Below are 19,497 nucleotides of genomic sequence, written 5' to 3'. Positions count from 1 at the left end.
CGGTTAATGGTGCGTCCAGCAGCAGTACTGTTTTGCCTATATTGGAGAACTTCCTTTTTGAAATTAAAGAAGGCAACTTAACCATTTCAGCTACGGATCTGCAAACCAGTATGACGACCTCCTTACCGGTAGAGTCAAAAGAAGGCGGTAAAGTAGCAGTGCCGGCCAGAATTTTACTGGATACTTTGAAAACCCTTCCAGATCAGCCTATTTCTTTTAATATTGATGATAATTCTTTCTCTATTGAGATCAGTGCAGGTGATGGTAAATATAAATTAAGCGGAGAAAACGGAGATGATTTCCCTAAAATTCCGATTGTAGAGAATGCTTCTTCTGTAAATTTGCCGGCATCTGTATTAACTGAGGCTATTACCAAAACCATTTTTGCGGTAAGTAACGATGAGTTGCGTCCGGCAATGACTGGTGTGTTTTGTCAGTTGTCTGATCAGCACATCACTTTTGTAGCAACTGATGCCCATAAATTGGTTAGATACAGAAGAATGGATAGCAAAGCGGATAAAACTACTTCCTTCATTTTGCCTAAAAAAGCCCTGACCTTGTTAAAAGCTGCATTGCCAAACGGAGATATTAACGTATCTGTTGATTACAATGCAACCAGTGCGTTTTTTAAATTTGAGAACATTAACCTGGTTTGCCGTCTGATTGATGAGCGTTATCCGGATTACGAAGCCGTTATTCCTGCCAACAATCCAAATAAACTGGTCATCGATCGTGCTTTGTTCTTGAATACCCTAAGAAGGGTGGTTATTTTTGCTAATAAAACCACACATCAGGTTCGTTTGAAGATCAGTGGAAGCGAATTGAACATATCTTCAGAAGATCTTGATTTTGCAAATGAAGCGCATGAACGTTTAAGCTGCCAGTACGAAGGAGAAGACCTTGAAATTGGTTTCAATGCAAAATTCTTAATTGAGATGCTGAGCAATCTTTCTGGTGAGGAAGTAACTTTGGAACTTTCTACACCAAACCGTGCAGGACTGTTGATCCCGCAAACCAATGATGAAAATGAAGATGTTCTGATGCTGGTGATGCCGGTCATGCTGAACAGCTATAACTAATATATTTATTTCAGTTATATAAAAAATGGCTTGTATTAAATAAGCCATTTTTTATATAATGCTTATGGTAAATACCCTGATATTCCTATTTTTGGATTTAATTATACTGCCTTGGAACTTTTCTCACAATTATTAGACTTTATTCTCCATATTGATAAACACCTGGAGGAGATCATCAGGGATTACCAAACCTGGACTTATCTTATCCTTTTTCTGATCATTTTTGCAGAGACAGGATTTGTTGTTACTCCATTTCTACCTGGAGACTCCCTGTTGTTTGCTATGGGTACTTTAATTGCCGGAGAAAATACAGGATTAAATATTTGGGTAATGTTGCTGATCCTTATTGCTGCTGCTATTCTTGGTAACAGTTTAAACTATAAACTGGGTAGTATTCTGGGAATAAGGGTGTTTAGCGAAAAAAACAAAATACTGAAACTCGAATATTATCACCAATCGCATGAGTTTTTTGAAAAGCATGGCGGTAAGGCGATCATTTTTAGTCGTTTCCTGCCTATTTTCAGAACAATAGCCCCATTTGTTGCCGGAGTTGCCAAAATGCCATTTGGCAGGTTCACTTTTTACAATGTTATTGGAGGTGTGGCCTGGATTGCGAGTTTATTGCTGGCAGGTTATTTCATTGGCCAGATTCCTGTTGTGAAAAAGAATTTCGATATCGTGATCATTGTGATTGCTGTGGTTACATTCCTTCCCGCAATACTGGCTGCTGTTAAATCAAAATTGAAAAAGAAGGAAAATAAAACGGTCTAGTATTCACGTCCGATAATTGATCCCTTTTCATATTTTAAGTTTTCTAAGGCTTCTTTTTGTCTTTCTTCTGACCTAGGGTCAATTCTTTTGAGTTGCTCCAGGTCTGGCTGGCCTGCATCAATCCATGCAGAATACCAGAAGGAGCCAATGAACAGGACAGCCAAGCGCATCTGACGTTCTACCATGTGGTTCATGGCCTGATGATAGGCTTTGGAATAATCTTCGGAGTATTGCCTGGTTAGCACGCCTTTTCTTTTGGAAAAACTGTATTTTCTATAGCGGGGAAAACTCAAACTTAACCTGGCTTCCAGTTTCAAAACTGAATCTACTAAGGTGTGCGTATGGCTTACCATATTCCAAGCCTGCTGCAATGGTTGGGCAATGTAAATGGCCTTACCAACACGGTAATTATAACCATCAGCATAGAGCTCCGGTAATCTGCTTTCCCAGAAAGCATGGATGCCCACCTGGTTTGTGAGCTGCCCATTGTGGTTGCTGGTGGTATGCAGTGGTACATGCGCATCGGCAATGTAATGCCCCAATTGTGCAGAACAGGCCAATATTTTAACAGAATCCTTTTGTTTGAAGGCACTGACCAGTTTCAGATAGCTTTGGTGGATATGCCAGGGGAGTATCCCATTTTCCTGGAGCATTTTCCTGCCATATTTTTTTAAAGCAAAGTCCCATTTTCTTGGAATACTGTCTATACAGTTGTCATAAGCCTCCACATCGAGATAATGTCTTGGAGCTTCTGCCGTGTCTGCATATCTTCTTTTATCCGGATCAACCGCGTGATCTGACAAATAACTAATATTGGATTTGTAAAACCGGCTGATGCCCTTAGGCAGGGTAAATACGGCCAGACGGTTGATTTGCCTATGGGCATAAAATCCCCAGGATCCGGAAATCAGGAGTACTCCTGCCAGGATTACATAAATAAAGACTTGCTTCATTTACGTAAAACTAACGATCGGGAATGGGATATTTGCTATGTCTTAAATAGATTTACCCTTCATTGCCTGTGCTACAGCGAGGTCCATTAAGCGCTCGGCAAATGGCCTGGTAAATTCGTTAAGCTCATCTGCTTTTTTAAGGATCTCATCTTTAACACCAGTCTGTAACGCAGATTTCAAGGCTTCAATATGGGTCAAAGTATCTATTCTTTCTTCTTCAGTCAGAACCTGTCCGTTCTTTTCTACAAAACGTTCTGCGGTATAAACCAGTTGTTCCCCTTCGCCTTTGGCTTCAATTAGCATACGCTGCTCTACATCACTCTTTGCATAAGTAATACTGTCAATCAGCATTTTTTCTACAGCATCATCCGTTAAACCATAAGAAGGAATAACTTCAATCTCTTGTTTAACTCCTGAGCGCAGTTCAATGGCCTGAACAGTTAAGATACCATCTGCATTTAAGATGAAATTAATATCCACTTTAGGTAATCCCGCAGGCATAGATGGAATTCCTTTTAAATCAAATTCGGCTAATTTTCTGTTTTCTTGTACCAGGTCACGTTCGCCCTGGAAAACGGATATTTTCATATTGACCTGACCATCGATAGAGGTGGTATATTGTCTGCCTGCTTTTGTAGGTACTTTCGCATTTCTGGCGATGATCACGTCCATCAATCCACCCATAGTCTCTATACCTAAAGACAGTGGGGTAACATCGAGTAAAAGGATGTCAGAGCGGTTTCCCGCAAGAATATCAGCCTGTATTGCAGCGCCAAGAGCAACTACTTCATCCGGATTGATCTGATCATGGGGTTCGCGGTTAAAAAAAGCACTGACTTGTTTTTTAACTAGTGGAGTTCTGGTAGAACCACCCACCAGTACTACTTCGTCAATATCAGCGGCACTGAGTTTTGCATCCTTAAGGGCTTGCCTGCAAGAGTCCAGCGTTTGTTCAACTTTAGAAGAAATCAAGTCTTCAAATGTGTTTTTGTCTATGCTGCACCAGATGTCACCCAGTTTTTCATTGAATAAATTCTGTGTAGACAGAGCCTTTTTTGCCTCTTCTGCCTTTAAGCGGAGCTGTTGCATCAGGCCTGCATCGTCTTTCAGTTGTTGCTGGTCCAGTTTGTTTTTTTTAACCCAGTAATGGACAATAGCCCGGTCAAAATCATCACCGCCCAGGAAGGTATTCCCATTCGTTGCCAGAACTTCGAAGATTCCATTTTGAATGGATAAAATAGAGACATCAAATGTGCCTCCGCCAAGATCATATACGGCAATGGTTTTCTGCTGAGCAGGGTCCAGGCCCAGTCCATAGGCTAAACTTGCTGCAGTTGGTTCGTTTACAATTCTTAAAACATCCAGACCGGCCAACTTGCCCGCATCACGGGTTGCCTGACGCTGGCTATCGTTAAAATAGGCCGGAACTGTAATTACAGCCCGGTTTACCGGTGTTTTTAAGGCATGCTCTGCCCGGCTCTTAAGTTCCTTCAGGATTTCTGCTGATAATTCGATTGGGGTATAGAACCTGTTTCCGGCTTTGATCTTTACCAATGCATCCCGATCATCATCAATGATCTTGTATGAAAAGGTATCCTGGTGGCTGGCTACATCCTTATAAGAACGGCCAAGCAAGCGTTTTACAGAAAAAATGGTGTTTTCTGGGTCTGTAATTAAAAATTCTTTGGCATCATTTCCAACAAGGGCATCGCCCTGGGCATTAAAATGAACCACTGAGGGTACCAGAAGACCTTTGCCCAGGTCATTGATCACTTGCGGATGTTTTTCAGGATTGATAAAAGCAACCAAACTGTTTGTTGTTCCTAAATCAATTCCAACGATGATCTCTTCTTGTTGTAAAGAACCTGTTGCCAGGTTAATGGATATTTTTGCCATAGTCTGGCAAATTTAGGAATGTTTTTAATGCTTTTCTTATTTAAACCGCTAATTTGATGTTTTGGTGATGAAAGCCTTCCATCTTATTTTAATTCTTTCTCATGAAAATTATATACCCAGAGTACAATATCCTGGTAACTGTTCAACCCTTTCTTTTGATTGTTTAATTTTAAAAAATTATCAAAGGCTGCTCCAAAATAATCGACCATCTCGCCATTATATTTTCTCCAGAATTCCCGGTCTTTTTTGTAGTTTAGAAGTACGTTGGGGTTAATGGTTTTATATAAGATCTTATAATCATCGGGAGATTTCATACGGATTTCGAACAGTACATTTCTTAATATTGAATAGTATCCAGAATAGCGAAAGTTAGGATCGGGACTGCTGGTGGAAACCAGATATCCCACCAGGTTGGCTTCATCTTCTCTGGCTACACCAATCTGGTGTGCAATTTCGTGGCAGGTAATAAAAGGCAGTTCGGTAGGAGGAATGCGCATATTCACATTGGCTTCTCCGGAGAGGGGGCTGTAATAACCTTCTATTCCAATCTTAGTAATTACCCAGCTGTTGAGTACGGGTTTTACCGAAGGCTGGGAATAATCGAAAAATGCTTGTTGCTGCGCCATCAGATCATAGGACTGTTTGGCGCCTTGGCGAAGTTCGGCAATGGTGTAAGCTGTTTTTTGATCAGCAGGTAAGCTGTCTTTCTGTCGCTGTAATTCATTAATCCGGCCAATTAAAAAATTCCCAAGCATTACCAGTTCCTTTACGTTGTATTTTTTGTGGCCGATGGCCAGAGTAGAAGATACAGATGGCCTGGAATAATTTAGGCCCCAAAGTAACTTAAAAGCAATATAGAGGATCAGTAAAAAGTTCAAGAACTGTAAGGGAACCATTACGCGGTGCTGGTGCTCAAGCCGTTTTCGGTATAGTGCTTTAATGAAGAACCAAAGTTTCCAGGCCATATAGCCAATCAGCAGCAGGTACAAAAAGTCGCCCAACGCAAATGGGAAGAGAAAACTTACCGATCTTAAGGCAACGGAAATAACCGGATAAAGACCATCGGAATACCACGTTTCAGTTAAACTACTGCTCAGGCCCCAGGCAAAAATAAAACCTGCCAGGACAAGTTCGATAAGAAATTGCCTTAAAGCAGGTTTATAGGTTTTGTTCATTATCTGTTAAAGGTTAGGCGGTGTCCTTTCTCATTCGTGGTGAATTTTCCTTTATGGTAGGCAAGGTTACCAGATACAAAGGTATGCGTAATGTCCGATTGGAAAACCTGACCTTCAAAAGGGGACCATCCGCACTTATACCAAAGGTTTGCACGGGTTACTTTGACCGGGTCATTCAGGTTTACCAATACGAGATCTGCCCAATAACCCTCTCTGATAAAGCCCCTTCGGTCAATATTGAAACAAGTGGCCACATTGTGCGCTGTCTTTTCAGCAATCTGTTCCAGGGTTATTTTTTTCTGATGATACATCTCTAATAAAGCAGAGAGTGCATGTTGTACCAAAGGGCCGCCGGACGGGGCCTGCAAATAGGGCTGCTCTTTCTCTTCGATAGTATGCGGAGCATGGTCTGTTGCAATAATGTCAATATGGCCATCCAGTACACCTTTTAAAATGGCATCTTTATCCTGCTCGGTTTTTACAGCCGGATTCCATTTAATCCAGTTTCCTTTTTCGGCATAGTCCCGGTCATCAAACCAAAGGTGATGTACACAGGCTTCGGCTGTAATTCTTTTATCCTTCAAAGCTGTCTTGCTGTCGAACAGCGCAACTTCTCTGGCTGTAGAGATGTGTAAGATGTGCAAACGGGTATTGTGCTTTTTAGCCAGCTCAACAGCCATAGAAGAGGATATATAGCAGGCCTCAGCACTCCTGATCAGGGGATGCATATCGATGGTGATTTGATCCCCGTATTTTTCTTTATATATGGCCATGTTACGGCGTATGGTCTGTTCGTCTTCGCAGTGCGTAGCAATCAGCATAGGAGCCTCTTTAAACAGGTTCTCTAAAACTTTTGCATTGTCAACCAGCATATTGCCAGTTGATGAACCCATGAAGACCTTAATACCGCATACATTTTTAGGGTCTGTTTTAAGAACCTCTTCCAGGTTATCATTAGATGCACCCATAAAGAACGAATAATTGGCCAGTGATACATCAGAGGCAATCTTGTACTTGTCTTGCAACAGTTCCTGGGTTAATGTATTTGGAACAGTGTTGGGCATTTCCATAAACGAGGTGATCCCGCCAGCTACAGCGGCCATGCTTTCAGAAAAGATATCTGCTTTATGGGTCAGACCGGGTTCTCTGAAGTGTACCTGGTCATCAATCATGCCTGGCAGCAGGTACAAGCCTTCTGCGTTAATCACCTGGTTCGCCTGCTGGTCAATGACCGGGGCAATTTTTTCTATAAATCCGTCTTTTATAAGGACATCTGCCACAAATATCCTGCCTTCATTGACTAAAGAAGCTGCTTTTATCAAAATGGTATTCATGTTGCCAAACTTAGAAAAAATAATTTTAAAGGCAGGCAGCTGCCTGCTCTATTTTATCCATCCTATAAATAATAGTATATTTGCAAAATGCCCAAAAAATTCGAAGAATTTAATCTTAACCGACAGATCTTAAATGCCGTGGAGGACGCGGGGTTTACTGTTGCCACCCCAATACAGGAAAAAGCCATTGCGCCGGTACTCTCCGGACAGGATATCTTTGGAATTGCGGAAACAGGGACCGGAAAAACTGCCGCCTATGTTTTGCCTATGCTTATGCAGTTAAAATATGCACAGGGCGACTCCGCAAGGGCTTTAATTCTTGCTCCAACCAGGGAACTTGCTATGCAGATTGCAGAACAGGTACAGCTGTTTTCCAAATATACGGACCTCCGTTCTGTAGTCATCTACGGTGGAATTGGCCCAAAAACTCAGATAGAGAAACTTAAAGGAGGTGCTGATTTGATCATTGCCACACCAGGAAGATTTTTAGACCTTTATCTGGCCGGACATATCAACACCCAATATTTGAAATTCTTAGTGCTGGATGAAGCCGATAAAATGATGGATATGGGCTTTATAGGTTCCATCCACCGGATATTAGAGGTCGTTCCCCGCAGAAGACAAAACTTGCTGTTCTCCGCCACCATGAGTGATCTGGTGCAGAAAATTGCAGGAGATTTTCTAAAACACCCAACCATTATTGAAGCTTCGGCTCAAGCAACGCCGGCTTCTACGGTAACCCAGTCTCTGTACGAGGTGCCTAATTTCAAAACCAAAATCAACCTGCTGCAGTTCCTGCTTAAAAATGATGAGGAAGTAAAAAGGCTCATCATCTTCTGCAAAACTAAAACAGTGGCCGATAATATTTTTAGCTTTATTGAGCGTAGATTCGGACCAGAAGCGGTTCGGGTGATCCATGCCAACAAAGGACAAAATACACGGATCAACTCCATTAACAGTTTCAAAGAAGGAAATATTCGTGTACTTGTTGCTACCGATGTGGCTTCCCGTGGAATTGATGTCAGTGAGGTAAGTCACGTGATTAATTTTGATGTGCCCATCATCATTGAAGATTATGTACACCGGATCGGACGTACAGGAAGAGCCTTCTCAACTGGAGAGGCACTTACTTTTTGTACAGAAGCTGAAAAATATTACATCCGGAAGATAGAAAAATTAATCAGACAACAGATTCCTGTTGTAGCTTTGCCGCCTGAAGTTTTTGTGGAAGAAACACCATATGAAGAAAGACAAGCCATCGCAAAGGAAATAGATCTTCAGAAAAGAAAGGATGATCCTGATTTTAAAGGAGCATTTCATGAAAAGAAGAAAATATTTCCACCGGCCGGAAAGAAAAACGACAGGACACCTCCATGGAAGAAAAAGAAGTTCAAAAAGTAAAGCATTCTGCCATCAGGCTTACGCCGCTGAATATCCTTGCTGCGGGAAGTCTGGTTGCTGCTTATTTTTTTCTGACGGGAGGTAGTTCAGGAGCGGGCATCGAAAAGAAAGTGAACTGGTTGTTTGCTTTGCTTTGTTTATTCGCTTGCCTGGTGGCTATTGTCTCAGATCTGATCTTCCGGAAGGCCATTCCCTCGCTGAAAAAGTTGTGGGTGATAGAGTGTACCCTGGTCTTGTTTACCCTAGTTTTGATACTTATTATAAAAACCATCATATTTTAAAATGAAGAAAGCTGAAATAAAAATCACCGTAGAACTGGATGATAATAACGTGCCCGAAAACCTGTTGTGGGAATCAACCGATTCAGAAACTAAAGAGCAGGTTGCGGTAAAATCTATGATGCTTGCCCTGTGGGACCACAATTACAAAAACTCTTTGCGGATTGATCTCTGGACTAAGGATATGCCGGTAGATGAAATGAAAAGATTTTTTTATGAAACGCTGCAAACTATGGGAGATAGCTTTCTGAAAGCGACCGGCGAGAAATTAATTGTAGAAGACCTGAGAGATTACTGCGCACATTTTGCAGATAAAATGGGTATTACGCAACAATAAAAAATGAGGATCCAGGGAATTTTAGGTGCAGTAATTATGGCTGCCGGTGGTTTATGTCCGCTAATTAGGGTGCCCATTATGGGCAACTGGAACTATTTTGATATTGATCAGACGCTTGCTACAGTATTCTATTGCCTGGTTACCATAGCCCTGATTGGTGCTTTGCTCCAGAAGGCAGGGTTGCTCCGTTTTGCCGGATGGGCTGGGATCGCACTGGTGCTCATTACACTGGTGGGAGTCTATTTTAAGTCTCACGATTATTTCAGCTTTGTGCATTTCAAGAAGATCATCAACTTTGCGGCCGGTATGGTCAAATACAAATGGGGCTGGCTTGTTATTTTTGCGGGTACCTTATGCCTGATCAGTGTCAGGAAACCAAAAATATTTAATACAGAACAGGCGCCAGTTATCTAGCGCCTGTTTCTAATTTAAGCCACCCAGGGCTTTTCTCTTTTTCTTTCTTTTATACTGTGTATGTTTTAGTGAACCTTCTCCACTGATGATGCTAATATTGCCATCGGCCTCCAGAATAGCCAGTTTAACATCTCTGTAACGGTCTACACCATGTTCCCGGCAGGCTTCCTGTAATTCTTCGTTGGTGATGTCCAGTGCACTCAATTTGTCAAAGTCTAATTTTCCATCGTGGATCAGGATCTCTGGTTTTTGCAGGACCAAGTCACGAAGACGTTTATTTTTAAACATGAATTTCTTTAAGATATAGTTGAGCAGGAAGAGTACAGCAGCAGCACAAAGACCACCCAGCAAACTCGAATCCGACCCAACCATTGCATTTTGAACCGCATTACTAATCAAAAGGATCAGTACAACATCTGTAGTGTTTAATTGCGAAAGCTCTTTTTTTCCAGTCAGACGGATGGCCACCAGCATAAAGGCATATACTGCCAGGCTCCGCAGTGCAATATCTAAATAAGGGTTCATTGCTTCATGTTTTTGTGCCCCGCCATATTTTATCATGGCAATACAATATTATTGATATTTAAATTACAAACCGTGCTAATCAATTAAAAATAAGTGATTAAAAATTATCTTTGCCCCAAGATGCATTTATTAAACCAGGTAAAATACCTTATTAAAAAAGAAATACTGTTGGAGTGGCGATCAAAATACGCCATAAATGGTGTTTTATTGTATGTGGTCTCTTCGGTATTTGTATGCTTTCTGTCTTTTATCACCATTGACAATAAAATCACCTGGAATGCCTTATTTTGGATCATTATCCTTTTTTCTTCTATTAACGGTGTTTCCAAAGGATTTTTACAGGAAACCAAAGGCCAGCAGTTGTATAGTTATATAGTGGCTAGCCCTATAGCTATTATCCTGGCCAAAACGATTTATAATATCCTGCTGATGTTGGTATTGACCACGATAGCATTGGCCGTGTATACGACCGTTTTTAGTTACGTACCAGTCGACTTTTTGATGTTCTATGTGGCTGTTGTACTGGGAAGTTTAAGCTTTTCTACTATTTTTACCATGGTTTCGGCTATCGCTAGTAAGGCTGGTAATGGTGGAATGCTCATGGCTATCCTAAGCTTTCCTGTCATCATCCCTGTACTTATTGTCCTGATCCGACTGGCAAAGAATGCCATTGACGGGCTGGACAGAAGCGTGAGCCTGGATGAGATCGGTATTTTGCTGATGATTAATGTAATGGCCATTTGTGCATCTTTATTGTTATTTCCTTACCTTTGGCGCGATTAAATATGAACGGATTTATGTACAAGAGCTGGTGGAAGATTTTAGGATCTGTAATTGTTATATATACAACAGTGGCTGGTTTGCTGTTGGGTGTACCCCATCTGCCCATTTTAAATGAGACCATCAGGAACCTCTATTTTCATGTGCCCATGTGGTTTGCCATGCTGACACTTTTTTCTATATCCGTTTTTTACAGCATTAAACATCTGCTGACCGGTGACCAGGCAGACGATTTGCGGGCTGTAGAGAGTGTTAATGTTGGTGTAGTCTTTAGTTTACTTGGACTGGTGACGGGCTCTCTTTGGGCCAAATATACCTGGGGCCAGTACTGGAGTTTTGATGTTAAACAGAATTTTACTGCTGTGGCCATTCTTTTGTATTTTGCCTATCTGATTTTACGCAATGCGATTGACGAGGAGCAAAAAAGGGCTAAGATCTCGGCCATTTATAATATTTTCGCCTTTCCAATGATGATTGTATTGATCCTGGTTTTACCAAGGTTATCAGATTCTTTGCATCCTGGCAATGGTGGAAATCCGGGATTTAACAAGTATGATCTGGATGAAAGAATGCGCATGGTGTTGTATCCCGCCTTTATCGGCTGGTCTATCATCGGTTACTGGATTTATACGATCCGTTTTAGAATCCGTTCCATAGAAAACCAACAAAATTCATAACATGAAGAAGTTTATAGTGGCTTTAGCCCTTTTGTTCAGTTCTGTGCAGCTGTTTGCTCAGACAGATAGTGTAGAGATGGCTGATGTGCTGCGCAGCAATGGAAAAATATACGTTGTCGTGCTCTGTATCGTGATTATCCTGGCAGGATTGTTGTTTTATCTGTTTTCGCTGGATCGCAGATTAAAAAAAATTGAAAAAAAATCTACTGGTAAAAACTAATTTTAAACTGTTTAATGCCAGTTTTTGCTGCATCTTAGCTGTGGTGTTGTGCATACACTAAGTCGTTTTTTATTTGCATTAATCACTTTTTTTAATGCAATTTTGCACCAAAGAATAAGAACTTATTTCAAATTCATAAAAAACAAATAATGGCTAATACAGCAAACGAGACCAATTTTTTTACAGATGTTTGTAAAAATTTTGACAGTGCCGCACAATTCACCTCCCATCCGGAAGGTTTACTTACCCAAATCAAAGCTTGTAACAGTGTGTATCGTTTCCAGTTTCCAATTCGCAGAGGGAACGGATTTGAAGTTATTGACGCCTGGCGTGTAGAGCACTCTCACCATATGAGCCCAACCAAAGGTGGTATCCGTTACAGCGATATGGTAAACGAAGATGAGGTAATGGCACTGGCTGCTTTAATGACCTACAAATGCGCTATCGTTAACGTACCTTTTGGAGGCGCAAAAGGAGGGATCAAAATCAACCCAAAAAACTATACAACAGGGGAATTGGAGAACATTACCCGTCGTTATACTACAGAATTAATTAAAAAGAACTTTATCGGTCCTGGTATTGATGTTCCTGCTCCTGATTATGGATCTGGTGAACGCGAAATGAGCTGGATTGCAGATACTTATATGACCATGAATCCAGGACAACTGGATGCTCTGGGTTGCGTTACAGGTAAACCTATTGCCTTACATGGCATCAGAGGCCGTAAAGAGGCAACTGGCCGCGGTGTAGCTTATGCCGTAAGAGAATGTGTAAGTGTAGCTGAAGACATGAAGAAAATCGGTCTGAAAGCAGGTTTAGGAGATAAAAAGGTAATCATCCAGGGTTTAGGTAACGTAGGTTATCATTCAGGTAAATTCCTTGCAGAATTTGGCGCAACCATCGTTGGTCTTTGCGAATTCGAAGGTGCCATCTACAACGAAAATGGAATGAACATTGACGAAGTATTTGCACACCGTAAATTAACCGGATCTATCCTTGGTTTTCCTGGTGCCAAAGAATTTAAAAATTCCATGGAAGGTTTAGAGCAACCTTGTGATATTTTGGTTCCTGCTGCTTTAGAGAACCAGATCACAGAAGAAAATATTAGAAATATCAAAGCTAAAATCATTGCTGAAGGCGCGAACGGACCAACTACTCCGGAAGCAGAAGCCATCTTCACTGAAATGGGCGGTATCATCATCCCGGATATGTATTGCAACGCTGGTGGTGTAACTGTATCTTACTTTGAATGGTTGAAAAACCTTTCTCACGTTGCTTTTGGACGTATGGAAAACCGTTATGCAGAAAATTCCAATGCCAACCTGATCAATACACTGGAAACATTAACCGGTAAAAGCATTCCTGCAGAACATCGTTCTATGCTGGTTAAAGGTGCTTCCGAGTTGGAATTGGTGAATTCAGGTTTGGAAGATACCATGATCCATTCTTATCATGAGATCAGAGAGACTTTAATGATTAAACCAGGTGTTCAGACCTTAAGAACAGCTGCTTTTGTTGGTTCAATTGATAAAATTGCTGTTTCTTACATGAATTTAGGTATCTGGCCATAATCAGGTCTTGAACCGATAGAAAAAGCCGTAGCGAAATCCCGCTGCGGCTTTTTTTTATTACACAAGTATGAGGATCTTCCCCTGTCAGCTTTCGTATATTTAAGACACATGAGACCAGAACTCCTTTTTATGATTGCCGCCTTGCTTTTTTTGGGAGGCTGCAGCTCGGATACCCAACATTTGCAAAGCCATAATGGATTTGCTGTCCTCCCGGCACTTCAGAAAAATGAAAAGGTAGCCGATTTTGCCGGAGGTTGTTTCTGGGCAATGCAGGAATGCATGCTGGAACTCAAAGGTGTGCGTAAAGTGATTAGTGGATATGCTGGTGGGCAGACCAGAAACCCGGATTATACTGCTGTTTCTGCAAAAAATACCGGTCATGCAGAAAGTGTACAAGTATATTACGATCCCTCTGTAATTAGTTATGAGCAATTGGTACTGGCCTTTTTTTATGCCCATGACCCAACCCAGATCGACGGACAAGGGCCTGATCTTGGTACTGATTATCGGTCCATCGCCTTTTATCGTTCTCCACAAGAATATAAGATCATCAGAGCTGTGATGGATAAGGTAGAGCAAAGCAATTACTATACAGATCCATTAATTACCGAATTAAAACCTTTTGAAGTATTTTATCCTGCTGAAATGGCACATCAGGATTATTACAGGATACATTCCTGGGAGCCTTATATCCGTCGGGTTTCCAAGCCTAAAGTCTTAAAAATGAGAACTCATGTGCCTGATCTGGTCCGGCCGGAATATCTTCATTAGCGCAACACTGTTTTTTATTGTTTACTTTTTGTCAGAGAACTATCAATAAAATGTCATCAATTGGAATAGAGGGCTTTCCAAAGTGATTAGGCGGGTATATTTTTTATATTTGTGGTTATTCTTTTAACAGGTAAGTATCCATGAGAAAAAGTGCAATTATAGGCTTAATCACAATCGCAATTTGTGTGGGGTTTTTGGTAAGCTTAAATGCTGACACCAGTAATTATTCGACCTTTACGGAAGCCGCTAAAGATGCCAGAGAATTCCATGTAATGGGCTACTGGGAAAAAAACAAAGGCATGTACTATGATGCACAAAAAGATGCCAATCATTTTGCTTTTTATATGAAAGATTCCAAAGGACAGGTAAATAAAGTGGTTTATAATGGTGCCAAACCTCAGGATTTCGAAAGATCAGAAAAACTTGTCCTCATTGGGGAAATGAAAAACGATACTTTTTACGCTTCTAAAATATTGATGAAATGTCCTTCCAAATACAATGATAACCTTGTGGAAGTGAAGCAGGACGGACAAGTAAAACAATACAACTAACATATTTAATGGATATACAATTTGTTGGAGAAAACCTCCTTCCCGGCAAGATCGGGCAATTTCTTATTGTTCTGGCGTTTTCAGCCTCTTTGCTTTCAGCATTATCTTATTTCTTTGCTGTAAAAAATAAAGAACCCGAGGAGCAAAAATCATGGCAACGTATAGGAAGAATTGCTTTCGTTATCAACTGGCTGAGTGTTATAGGTATAGGTTCAACTTTGTTTTACCTGATCCTGAACCATTTTAATGAATATTATTACGTTTATTTCCATTCTTCAAAAGCTTTACCTGTTTATTACATTGTTTCTGCGTTTTGGGAAGGACAGGAGGGAAGCTTCTGGCTTTGGGCATTCTGGCAATCCCTGCTTGGTGTTATACTGATCTGGAAAGCTAAAAACTGGGAAAATGGTGTGATGACTGTGGTTGCATTTTCGCAAGCCTTTTTAACATCTATGTTGTTGGGCGTGGAGATTTTTGGTGAACGCATTGGAAGTTCACCCTTCATCCTGCTTAGAGATGCAGTCAATCTGAAAGACATGGCACCGGTTGTTTTTGCTAATCCTGAAAATTTCAAGAACTACCTTAAATTTATTACCGACGGACGTGGTTTAAATCCACTGCTTCAAAACTACTGGATGGTGATCCACCCGCCAACCCTTTTTCTGGGCTTTGCCAGTATGGTGGTTCCGTTTGCTTATGCCGTTGCCGGATTATGGCAGCGTAAATATAAAGACTGGGTTAAACCAGCCATGCCCTGGGCTTTATTTGCCTGTATGATTCTGGGAACCGGCATTATCATGGGTTCATTCTGGGCTTATGAAGCACTGAATTTCGGCGGCTTCTGGGCATGGGATCCTGTAGAAAATGCATCGATGATCCCATGGCTTATGCTTATCGGTGGGGTACACGTGATGATTGCTTACAAGAATACCGGACATGCTTTCTTTACTGCAATAGTTCTGGTACTGCTGAGCTTTATCCTCGTTCTGTATGCATCCTTCTTAACCAGAAGCGGTATTTTGGGTGAAACCTCAGTACACTCTTTTACTGACTTGGGCATGTTTGGACATCTGATCTTGTATAATGTGGTATTCCTGGCCATTCCGACCTACCTGCTGATTTCCAGATGGAAAGAATTGCCGATCACCAATAAAGATGAAGAAACCTATTCCAGGGAGTTCTGGATGTTTATCGGTGCCCTTGTGGTTACAGTAGCCTGTATTCAGGTCATTTTCTCCACCTCAGTTCCTGTATTCAATAAGGCTTTTGGAACCAATTTTGCACCTCCAATAGACGCTATTAAATATTACAACCAGTGGCAGGCACCTTTTGCCATTCTGGTTACCATTATATCTGGTTTTTCACAGTTCTTAAAATACAAGAGAACAGACACCCGTAAATTTTACAGCAGTCTGATCGCATCCATCATCATTTCCCTGGTGGTTACGGCCTTGTTTGTTTGGGTTACAGATATTTATAACAATCTGATGTATATTTTGCTGAGCTTTAGTTGCGTGTTTGCCATTTTGTCTAATGCCCGTGTGGTTGCACAGGGTTTTGGAGGCAAGGGTAAATTGGTTGGCGCTGCAGTGGCCCATGTGGGATTTGCCTTGTTGTTGTTAGGGGCTTTAGTCGCTGCTGCAACCAGTAAACCGATTTCCATCAACGATACGAATTTCATCCCTGTAAAGGACTTTGAAAAAGTAGAGAAACCGGGTCAGAACATTGTTTTGTATAGAAATGAGCCTAAAAAGATGGGCCGGTATACGGTTACTTATGTAAGTGATACAACCGTTGCGCCTAATACTTTTTATAAGCTGAACTTTAAAGTAATGGACGAAAAGACCGGAGCCATTAAAGAAGATTTCGACTTGAACCCACATGTTCAGGTGAATGAAAAGATGGGATTGATTGCCTCTCCTGATACCAAGCACTACCTGACTTTTGATATCTACACCCATATTACCAGTGCTCCGGATAAACAAGCAGCGCATGCAGGTCATGACGGACATTCAGAGGAAGAAAACTATAAAGCACCAAGGGTACTAAACGTAAGTACTGGTGATACGATCCATACCAGCAGCGGTGTAATTACGGTTCAGAATCTGAACTTTAAACCTGTAGCTAAAGATCTTAAACTGGATGCTAAAGATGTAGCTGTTGGTTTGCCATTGGAAATTAACCTGAACGGAAAAATCTATAAAACAGAGCCTTTGTTCCTGGTAAAAGGTAATAATACTTTCGATTTTGCAAGAAATATAGATGAACTTGGCCTTCGTGTCAGGTTTACGAAAATCATCCCGGATCAGAAAAAAGTAGAGCTTCAGGTGTATGAAAAACCGCAACAAGCTAAAGACTGGGTGGTATTTAAATCGATAGAATTCCCATACATTAATTTATATTGGGTAGGAACTATTGTGATGGTTGTCGGATTCTTTATTTCTATTTTAAGGAGGAAAAAAGAACTAAAACCGTTAAGATGAGGATAGTCTGCCTGGGATCTGGAAATGTAGCCACACACATGGCCCTGGCCTTTAAATCGACAGGTGCTGAGTTCCTGCAAATCTGGAGTAAAACTTTAAATCATGCGGAGGTGCTCGCTGTGCAAACAGGGGCAAGAGCAACAGACAACCTTAAAGAAATAGACAGGAATGCAGATATATATATTATTGCTGTTAAGGACGATGCTATTGCTGAGATAGCAGGCACACTAAACGGTGTCGCGGGCCTCATTGTCCATACCTCAGGGGCAACTTCTATAGATGTATTTAAGTCCGCTGAAATCAAGCATTTTGGGGTGCTTTATCCGCTGCAAACTTTTTCTAAAAGTAAAGCAGTAGATTTTAGCAAAATACCTTTATGTATCGAAGCCGGAACAGCTGAAAGCCAGGTTCTGCTCAAGGGAATTGCAAAAGCCATCAGCCCCCTGATATACGAAGTAAGCAGTGCAGACCGGAAACTGCTGCACCTGGCGGCTGTATTTGCCTGTAATTTTACCAATCATCTTTACCACCTGGGCCAGGAAATCCTGGAGCAGAGCCAACTCAGTTTTGATTTGCTGAGGCCTTTGATCCTGGAAACAGCGGAAAAAGTACAGACAGCTTTGCCTTATGATGTACAGACGGGACCAGCTGTTCGTGACGACAAACAAACCCTGGAAAAACACCTTGAATTACTACAAGACATGCCTGAACTGGCAGAAATTTATAAAACACTAAGCAAAAGCATTAAAAAAACATATCTATAACCGAATTGCCGTTTTTGCTTCTTATTTTTGACACACATTATGAGTATTTTTAAATTAAGAATAAATTTTGAAGAACAAGGTAAAGATCCAATTGAACTTCCTATTACCGGTGGAGAATCGGTACTGGATGCTTGCCTTGACCATGGAATAGAATTGCAGCACAACTGCGGTGGCGTATGCGGTTGCAGTACCTGCCATGTGTATGTGACCAAGGGAATGGACAATATCCAGGAAATCTCTGATAAAGAAGAAGATTTCATCGACAGGGCTGTTCGTCCAAGGATCACTTCAAGGCTGGGCTGCCAATGTGTAGTCATTGATGGAGATATTGAGGTGACCATACCAGACCAATCAGAATTTTTAGGCCATTAATCAAATAGAAACAACCATTTATGCAAGATAAATTTGCGCTTCCTATTTACTGGAACGACCACGAAGATATAGCCCAGGAGCTGTATGAAAAGTTTGGTGATGATTTTAATGAGGCTAAGATCTACCGCATCCGCTTTACAGAATTAATAGACTGGGTACTGGAGCTGCCTAATTTTAAAGGAACCAGAGAAGAAAGTAATGAAGGCCATCTGGAGCAAATCCAGTCTGCCTGGGTTTATGAATGGAGAGATAACCAGGGTTAAACAATGTTTCTGCAAAAACTCAAAGAGATCAGCACTTTCATCTTCGATGTAGATGGCGTGTTAACCAACGGCGATATCTTAGCAACTGATAGCGGAGAGTTTTTGCGCACATTTAATATTAAAGACGGTTATGCCCTGCAGTTGGCCGTAAAAAAAGGCTATCAGGTTTGTATCATTTCTGGTGGCAGCGGTGCAGCCATGCAAAAACGCTTTGATGGCCTTGGAATTAAACATGTTCATCTGGGTGTATCCGATAAAGTTAAAGTCTACGAGGATTTTCTTCATCAGCATCAGATCACAGATGATGAAGTGCTTTATATGGGCGATGATATCCCTGATTATAAAGTTATGAAAAGGGTTGGCCTGCCGACTTGTCCGGCAGATGCTGTTGAAGAGATCAAATCGATATCTATGTACATTTCTCCACAAAAGGGCGGACGCACAGCCGTTCGGGATGTGATTGAAAAAGTACTTCGGGTGCAAGAGAAGTGGTTTGATGAAAACCCTTCTGCCGCCGATTCCGGCAAATAAAATCAATCAAAATCTTTCTTTTTTTTTCTGCAACAAATTAATTACAATTTGTGATTAAACCCTGTGTACCCTTTTTCCTCTAAACCATTACAAAACACATACATTGGGAATCCCGGTAAGGAGATTTCAGCAGCATTAAAACTAAAAAAAAAGAAAAATTATGAAAAAGTTATTGATGATCTTTTGTTTGTTATTTAGTGTAATCACTTTTGCAAACGCACAAGGCGGCCGTAAAATGGCGGATCCGGCTGAAAGAGCTAAAAAATCTACAGATAGACTTGCCGAAAAATTAAGTCTGAATGACGATCAGAAAGCAAAAGTACTGGCCATTTACACCGATCAGGCTACACA

The 19,497-nt window shown here is 41.1% G+C and carries 22 protein-coding genes and 1 pseudogene; 18 read left to right on the top strand and 5 right to left on the bottom strand.

The features are described from left to right. Both dnaN and DBR11_RS23675 read left to right on the top strand, forming a co-directional pair. Positions 1 to 1,079, top strand: a 1,079-nt coding sequence (gene dnaN / locus DBR11_RS23680; RefSeq protein WP_108555066.1) for a DNA polymerase III subunit beta, incomplete at its 5' end; no start/stop codon positions are given. Between the two features lie 111 nt (positions 1,080 to 1,190). Beyond that, the gene (locus tag DBR11_RS23675) at positions 1,191 to 1,850 is read left to right on the top strand and encodes a DedA family protein (RefSeq protein ID WP_108555065.1); all 660 of its coding nucleotides are present in this window, start codon (positions 1,191 to 1,193) and stop codon (positions 1,848 to 1,850) included. On the opposite strand, the gene DBR11_RS23670 is transcribed toward DBR11_RS23675, so the two are convergent. The 4 genes from DBR11_RS23670 to DBR11_RS23655 form a co-directional block, all read right to left on the bottom strand. Beyond that, positions 1,847 to 2,803, bottom strand: coding sequence for a zinc dependent phospholipase C family protein (locus DBR11_RS23670; protein WP_108555064.1), 957 nt, complete (start codon positions 2,801 to 2,803; stop codon positions 1,847 to 1,849). The genes DBR11_RS23675 and DBR11_RS23670 overlap by 4 nt on opposite strands. A gap of 42 nt (positions 2,804 to 2,845) precedes the next feature. Next, complete coding sequence (gene dnaK / locus DBR11_RS23665; RefSeq protein ID WP_108555063.1) at positions 2,846 to 4,699, bottom strand: molecular chaperone DnaK; 1,854 nt, start codon at positions 4,697 to 4,699, stop codon at positions 2,846 to 2,848. An 83-nt stretch (positions 4,700 to 4,782) separates the two neighbouring features. After that, positions 4,783 to 5,874, bottom strand: a complete 1,092-nt coding sequence (locus tag DBR11_RS23660; RefSeq protein ID WP_108555062.1) for a DUF3810 domain-containing protein — start codon at positions 5,872 to 5,874, stop codon at positions 4,783 to 4,785. Next, positions 5,874 to 7,208 carry a dihydroorotase gene (locus tag DBR11_RS23655; RefSeq protein WP_108555061.1) on the bottom strand — a complete coding sequence of 445 codons (1,335 nt, stop codon included), beginning with the start codon at positions 7,206 to 7,208 and terminating at the stop codon, positions 5,874 to 5,876. Before DBR11_RS23655 ends, DBR11_RS23660 begins: the two co-directional genes overlap by 1 nt. Positions 7,209 to 7,295: 87 nt before the next feature. On the opposite strand from DBR11_RS23655, the gene DBR11_RS23650 reads away from it, so the two are divergent. From DBR11_RS23650 to DBR11_RS23635, 4 genes are read left to right on the top strand one after another with little or no spacing between them, the layout of a single operon-like run. Then, positions 7,296 to 8,609, top strand: coding sequence for a DEAD/DEAH box helicase (locus tag DBR11_RS23650; protein WP_108555060.1), 1,314 nt, complete (start codon positions 7,296 to 7,298; stop codon positions 8,607 to 8,609). Continuing rightward, positions 8,582 to 8,890 carry a hypothetical protein gene (locus DBR11_RS23645; RefSeq protein ID WP_108555059.1) on the top strand — a complete coding sequence of 103 codons (309 nt, stop codon included), beginning with the start codon at positions 8,582 to 8,584 and terminating at the stop codon, positions 8,888 to 8,890. Before DBR11_RS23650 ends, DBR11_RS23645 begins: the two co-directional genes overlap by 28 nt. Position 8,891: 1 nt before the next feature. Further along, positions 8,892 to 9,224 (top strand): gliding motility protein GldC, encoded by a 333-nt coding sequence (gldC, locus tag DBR11_RS23640; RefSeq protein ID WP_108555058.1) that lies wholly within the window; start codon positions 8,892 to 8,894, stop codon positions 9,222 to 9,224. Positions 9,225 to 9,227: 3 nt separating this feature from the next. Next, positions 9,228 to 9,638, top strand: a complete 411-nt coding sequence (locus DBR11_RS23635) for a hypothetical protein (protein ID WP_108555057.1) — start codon at positions 9,228 to 9,230, stop codon at positions 9,636 to 9,638. Between the two features lie 9 nt (positions 9,639 to 9,647). On the opposite strand, the gene DBR11_RS23630 is transcribed toward DBR11_RS23635, so the two are convergent. Continuing rightward, positions 9,648 to 10,163 carry a DUF421 domain-containing protein gene (locus DBR11_RS23630; RefSeq protein ID WP_108555068.1) on the bottom strand — a complete coding sequence of 172 codons (516 nt, stop codon included), beginning with the start codon at positions 10,161 to 10,163 and terminating at the stop codon, positions 9,648 to 9,650. A 120-nt stretch (positions 10,164 to 10,283) separates the two neighbouring features. On the opposite strand from DBR11_RS23630, the gene DBR11_RS23625 reads away from it, so the two are divergent. The 12 genes and pseudogenes from DBR11_RS23625 to DBR11_RS23570 all read left to right on the top strand — a co-directional run. Further along, positions 10,284 to 10,946 carry a heme exporter protein CcmB gene (locus DBR11_RS23625; RefSeq protein ID WP_108555056.1) on the top strand — a complete coding sequence of 221 codons (663 nt, stop codon included), beginning with the start codon at positions 10,284 to 10,286 and terminating at the stop codon, positions 10,944 to 10,946. 14 nt (positions 10,947 to 10,960) lie between these two features. Further along, positions 10,961 to 11,620, top strand: coding sequence for a cytochrome c biogenesis protein CcsA (gene ccsA / locus DBR11_RS23620; RefSeq protein WP_108555067.1), 660 nt, complete (start codon positions 10,961 to 10,963; stop codon positions 11,618 to 11,620). 1 nt (position 11,621) lies between these two features. Then, positions 11,622 to 11,840, top strand: a complete 219-nt coding sequence (locus DBR11_RS23615; RefSeq protein ID WP_108555055.1) for a CcmD family protein — start codon at positions 11,622 to 11,624, stop codon at positions 11,838 to 11,840. Positions 11,841 to 11,989: 149 nt separating this feature from the next. Continuing rightward, positions 11,990 to 13,411 carry a Glu/Leu/Phe/Val dehydrogenase gene (locus DBR11_RS23610; protein WP_108555054.1) on the top strand — a complete coding sequence of 474 codons (1,422 nt, stop codon included), beginning with the start codon at positions 11,990 to 11,992 and terminating at the stop codon, positions 13,409 to 13,411. A gap of 108 nt (positions 13,412 to 13,519) precedes the next feature. Then, positions 13,520 to 14,182 carry a peptide-methionine (S)-S-oxide reductase MsrA gene (gene msrA / locus DBR11_RS23605; protein ID WP_108555053.1) on the top strand — a complete coding sequence of 221 codons (663 nt, stop codon included), beginning with the start codon at positions 13,520 to 13,522 and terminating at the stop codon, positions 14,180 to 14,182. A gap of 140 nt (positions 14,183 to 14,322) precedes the next feature. Then, on the top strand, positions 14,323 to 14,733 hold the full coding sequence (locus DBR11_RS23600; RefSeq protein WP_108555052.1) for a cytochrome c maturation protein CcmE: 411 nt from the start codon (positions 14,323 to 14,325) through the stop codon (positions 14,731 to 14,733). An 8-nt stretch (positions 14,734 to 14,741) separates the two neighbouring features. Continuing rightward, positions 14,742 to 17,216 carry a cytochrome c biogenesis protein CcsA gene (gene ccsA / locus DBR11_RS23595; RefSeq protein WP_108555051.1) on the top strand — a complete coding sequence of 825 codons (2,475 nt, stop codon included), beginning with the start codon at positions 14,742 to 14,744 and terminating at the stop codon, positions 17,214 to 17,216. After that, positions 17,213 to 17,980, top strand: a complete 768-nt coding sequence (locus DBR11_RS23590) for a Rossmann-like and DUF2520 domain-containing protein (protein ID WP_108555050.1) — start codon at positions 17,213 to 17,215, stop codon at positions 17,978 to 17,980. Before ccsA (DBR11_RS23595) ends, DBR11_RS23590 begins: the two co-directional genes overlap by 4 nt. Before the next feature lie 39 nt (positions 17,981 to 18,019). Next, the gene (locus DBR11_RS23585) at positions 18,020 to 18,352 is read left to right on the top strand and encodes a 2Fe-2S iron-sulfur cluster-binding protein (RefSeq protein ID WP_108555049.1); all 333 of its coding nucleotides are present in this window, start codon (positions 18,020 to 18,022) and stop codon (positions 18,350 to 18,352) included. A gap of 20 nt (positions 18,353 to 18,372) precedes the next feature. Further along, positions 18,373 to 18,615 carry a Fe-S cluster assembly protein IscX gene (gene iscX, locus DBR11_RS23580; RefSeq protein WP_108555048.1) on the top strand — a complete coding sequence of 81 codons (243 nt, stop codon included), beginning with the start codon at positions 18,373 to 18,375 and terminating at the stop codon, positions 18,613 to 18,615. Between the two features lie 3 nt (positions 18,616 to 18,618). Next, on the top strand, positions 18,619 to 19,146 hold the full coding sequence (locus DBR11_RS23575) for an HAD family hydrolase (RefSeq protein WP_108555047.1): 528 nt from the start codon (positions 18,619 to 18,621) through the stop codon (positions 19,144 to 19,146). Positions 19,147 to 19,306: 160 nt separating this feature from the next. Next, positions 19,307 to 19,497, top strand: a pseudogene (locus tag DBR11_RS23570) (DUF4890 domain-containing protein); the annotation flags it as partial.

Source organism: Pedobacter sp. HMWF019 (assembly GCF_003061025.1).
Lineage (GTDB): Bacteria > Bacteroidota > Bacteroidia > Sphingobacteriales > Sphingobacteriaceae > Pedobacter.
Note: the sequence above shows the minus strand (reverse complement) of the source record. Positions and strands in the feature narration are given on the sequence as shown.

Coding starts and splice junctions, on each gene's coding strand:
- DBR11_RS23600 (WP_108555052.1), top strand. CDS start 14,323: ATGAGAAAAAGTGCAATTATAGGCTTAATCACAATCGCAATTTGTGTG.
- DBR11_RS23585 (WP_108555049.1), top strand. CDS start 18,020: ATGAGTATTTTTAAATTAAGAATAAATTTTGAAGAACAAGGTAAAGAT.
- DBR11_RS23655 (WP_108555061.1), bottom strand. CDS start 7,208: ATGAATACCATTTTGATAAAAGCAGCTTCTTTAGTCAATGAAGGCAGG.
- iscX (WP_108555048.1), top strand. CDS start 18,373: ATGCAAGATAAATTTGCGCTTCCTATTTACTGGAACGACCACGAAGAT.
- gldC (WP_108555058.1), top strand. CDS start 8,892: ATGAAGAAAGCTGAAATAAAAATCACCGTAGAACTGGATGATAATAAC.
- DBR11_RS23625 (WP_108555056.1), top strand. CDS start 10,284: ATGCATTTATTAAACCAGGTAAAATACCTTATTAAAAAAGAAATACTG.
- dnaK (WP_108555063.1), bottom strand. CDS start 4,699: ATGGCAAAAATATCCATTAACCTGGCAACAGGTTCTTTACAACAAGAA.
- msrA (WP_108555053.1), top strand. CDS start 13,520: ATGAGACCAGAACTCCTTTTTATGATTGCCGCCTTGCTTTTTTTGGGA.
- ccsA (WP_108555051.1), top strand. CDS start 14,742: ATGGATATACAATTTGTTGGAGAAAACCTCCTTCCCGGCAAGATCGGG.
- DBR11_RS23610 (WP_108555054.1), top strand. CDS start 11,990: ATGGCTAATACAGCAAACGAGACCAATTTTTTTACAGATGTTTGTAAA.
- DBR11_RS23635 (WP_108555057.1), top strand. CDS start 9,228: ATGAGGATCCAGGGAATTTTAGGTGCAGTAATTATGGCTGCCGGTGGT.
- DBR11_RS23575 (WP_108555047.1), top strand. CDS start 18,619: ATGTTTCTGCAAAAACTCAAAGAGATCAGCACTTTCATCTTCGATGTA.
- ccsA (WP_108555067.1), top strand. CDS start 10,961: ATGTACAAGAGCTGGTGGAAGATTTTAGGATCTGTAATTGTTATATAT.
- DBR11_RS23650 (WP_108555060.1), top strand. CDS start 7,296: ATGCCCAAAAAATTCGAAGAATTTAATCTTAACCGACAGATCTTAAAT.
- DBR11_RS23660 (WP_108555062.1), bottom strand. CDS start 5,874: ATGAACAAAACCTATAAACCTGCTTTAAGGCAATTTCTTATCGAACTT.
- DBR11_RS23645 (WP_108555059.1), top strand. CDS start 8,582: ATGGAAGAAAAAGAAGTTCAAAAAGTAAAGCATTCTGCCATCAGGCTT.
- DBR11_RS23670 (WP_108555064.1), bottom strand. CDS start 2,803: ATGAAGCAAGTCTTTATTTATGTAATCCTGGCAGGAGTACTCCTGATT.
- DBR11_RS23615 (WP_108555055.1), top strand. CDS start 11,622: ATGAAGAAGTTTATAGTGGCTTTAGCCCTTTTGTTCAGTTCTGTGCAG.
- DBR11_RS23590 (WP_108555050.1), top strand. CDS start 17,213: ATGAGGATAGTCTGCCTGGGATCTGGAAATGTAGCCACACACATGGCC.
- DBR11_RS23630 (WP_108555068.1), bottom strand. CDS start 10,163: ATGAACCCTTATTTAGATATTGCACTGCGGAGCCTGGCAGTATATGCC.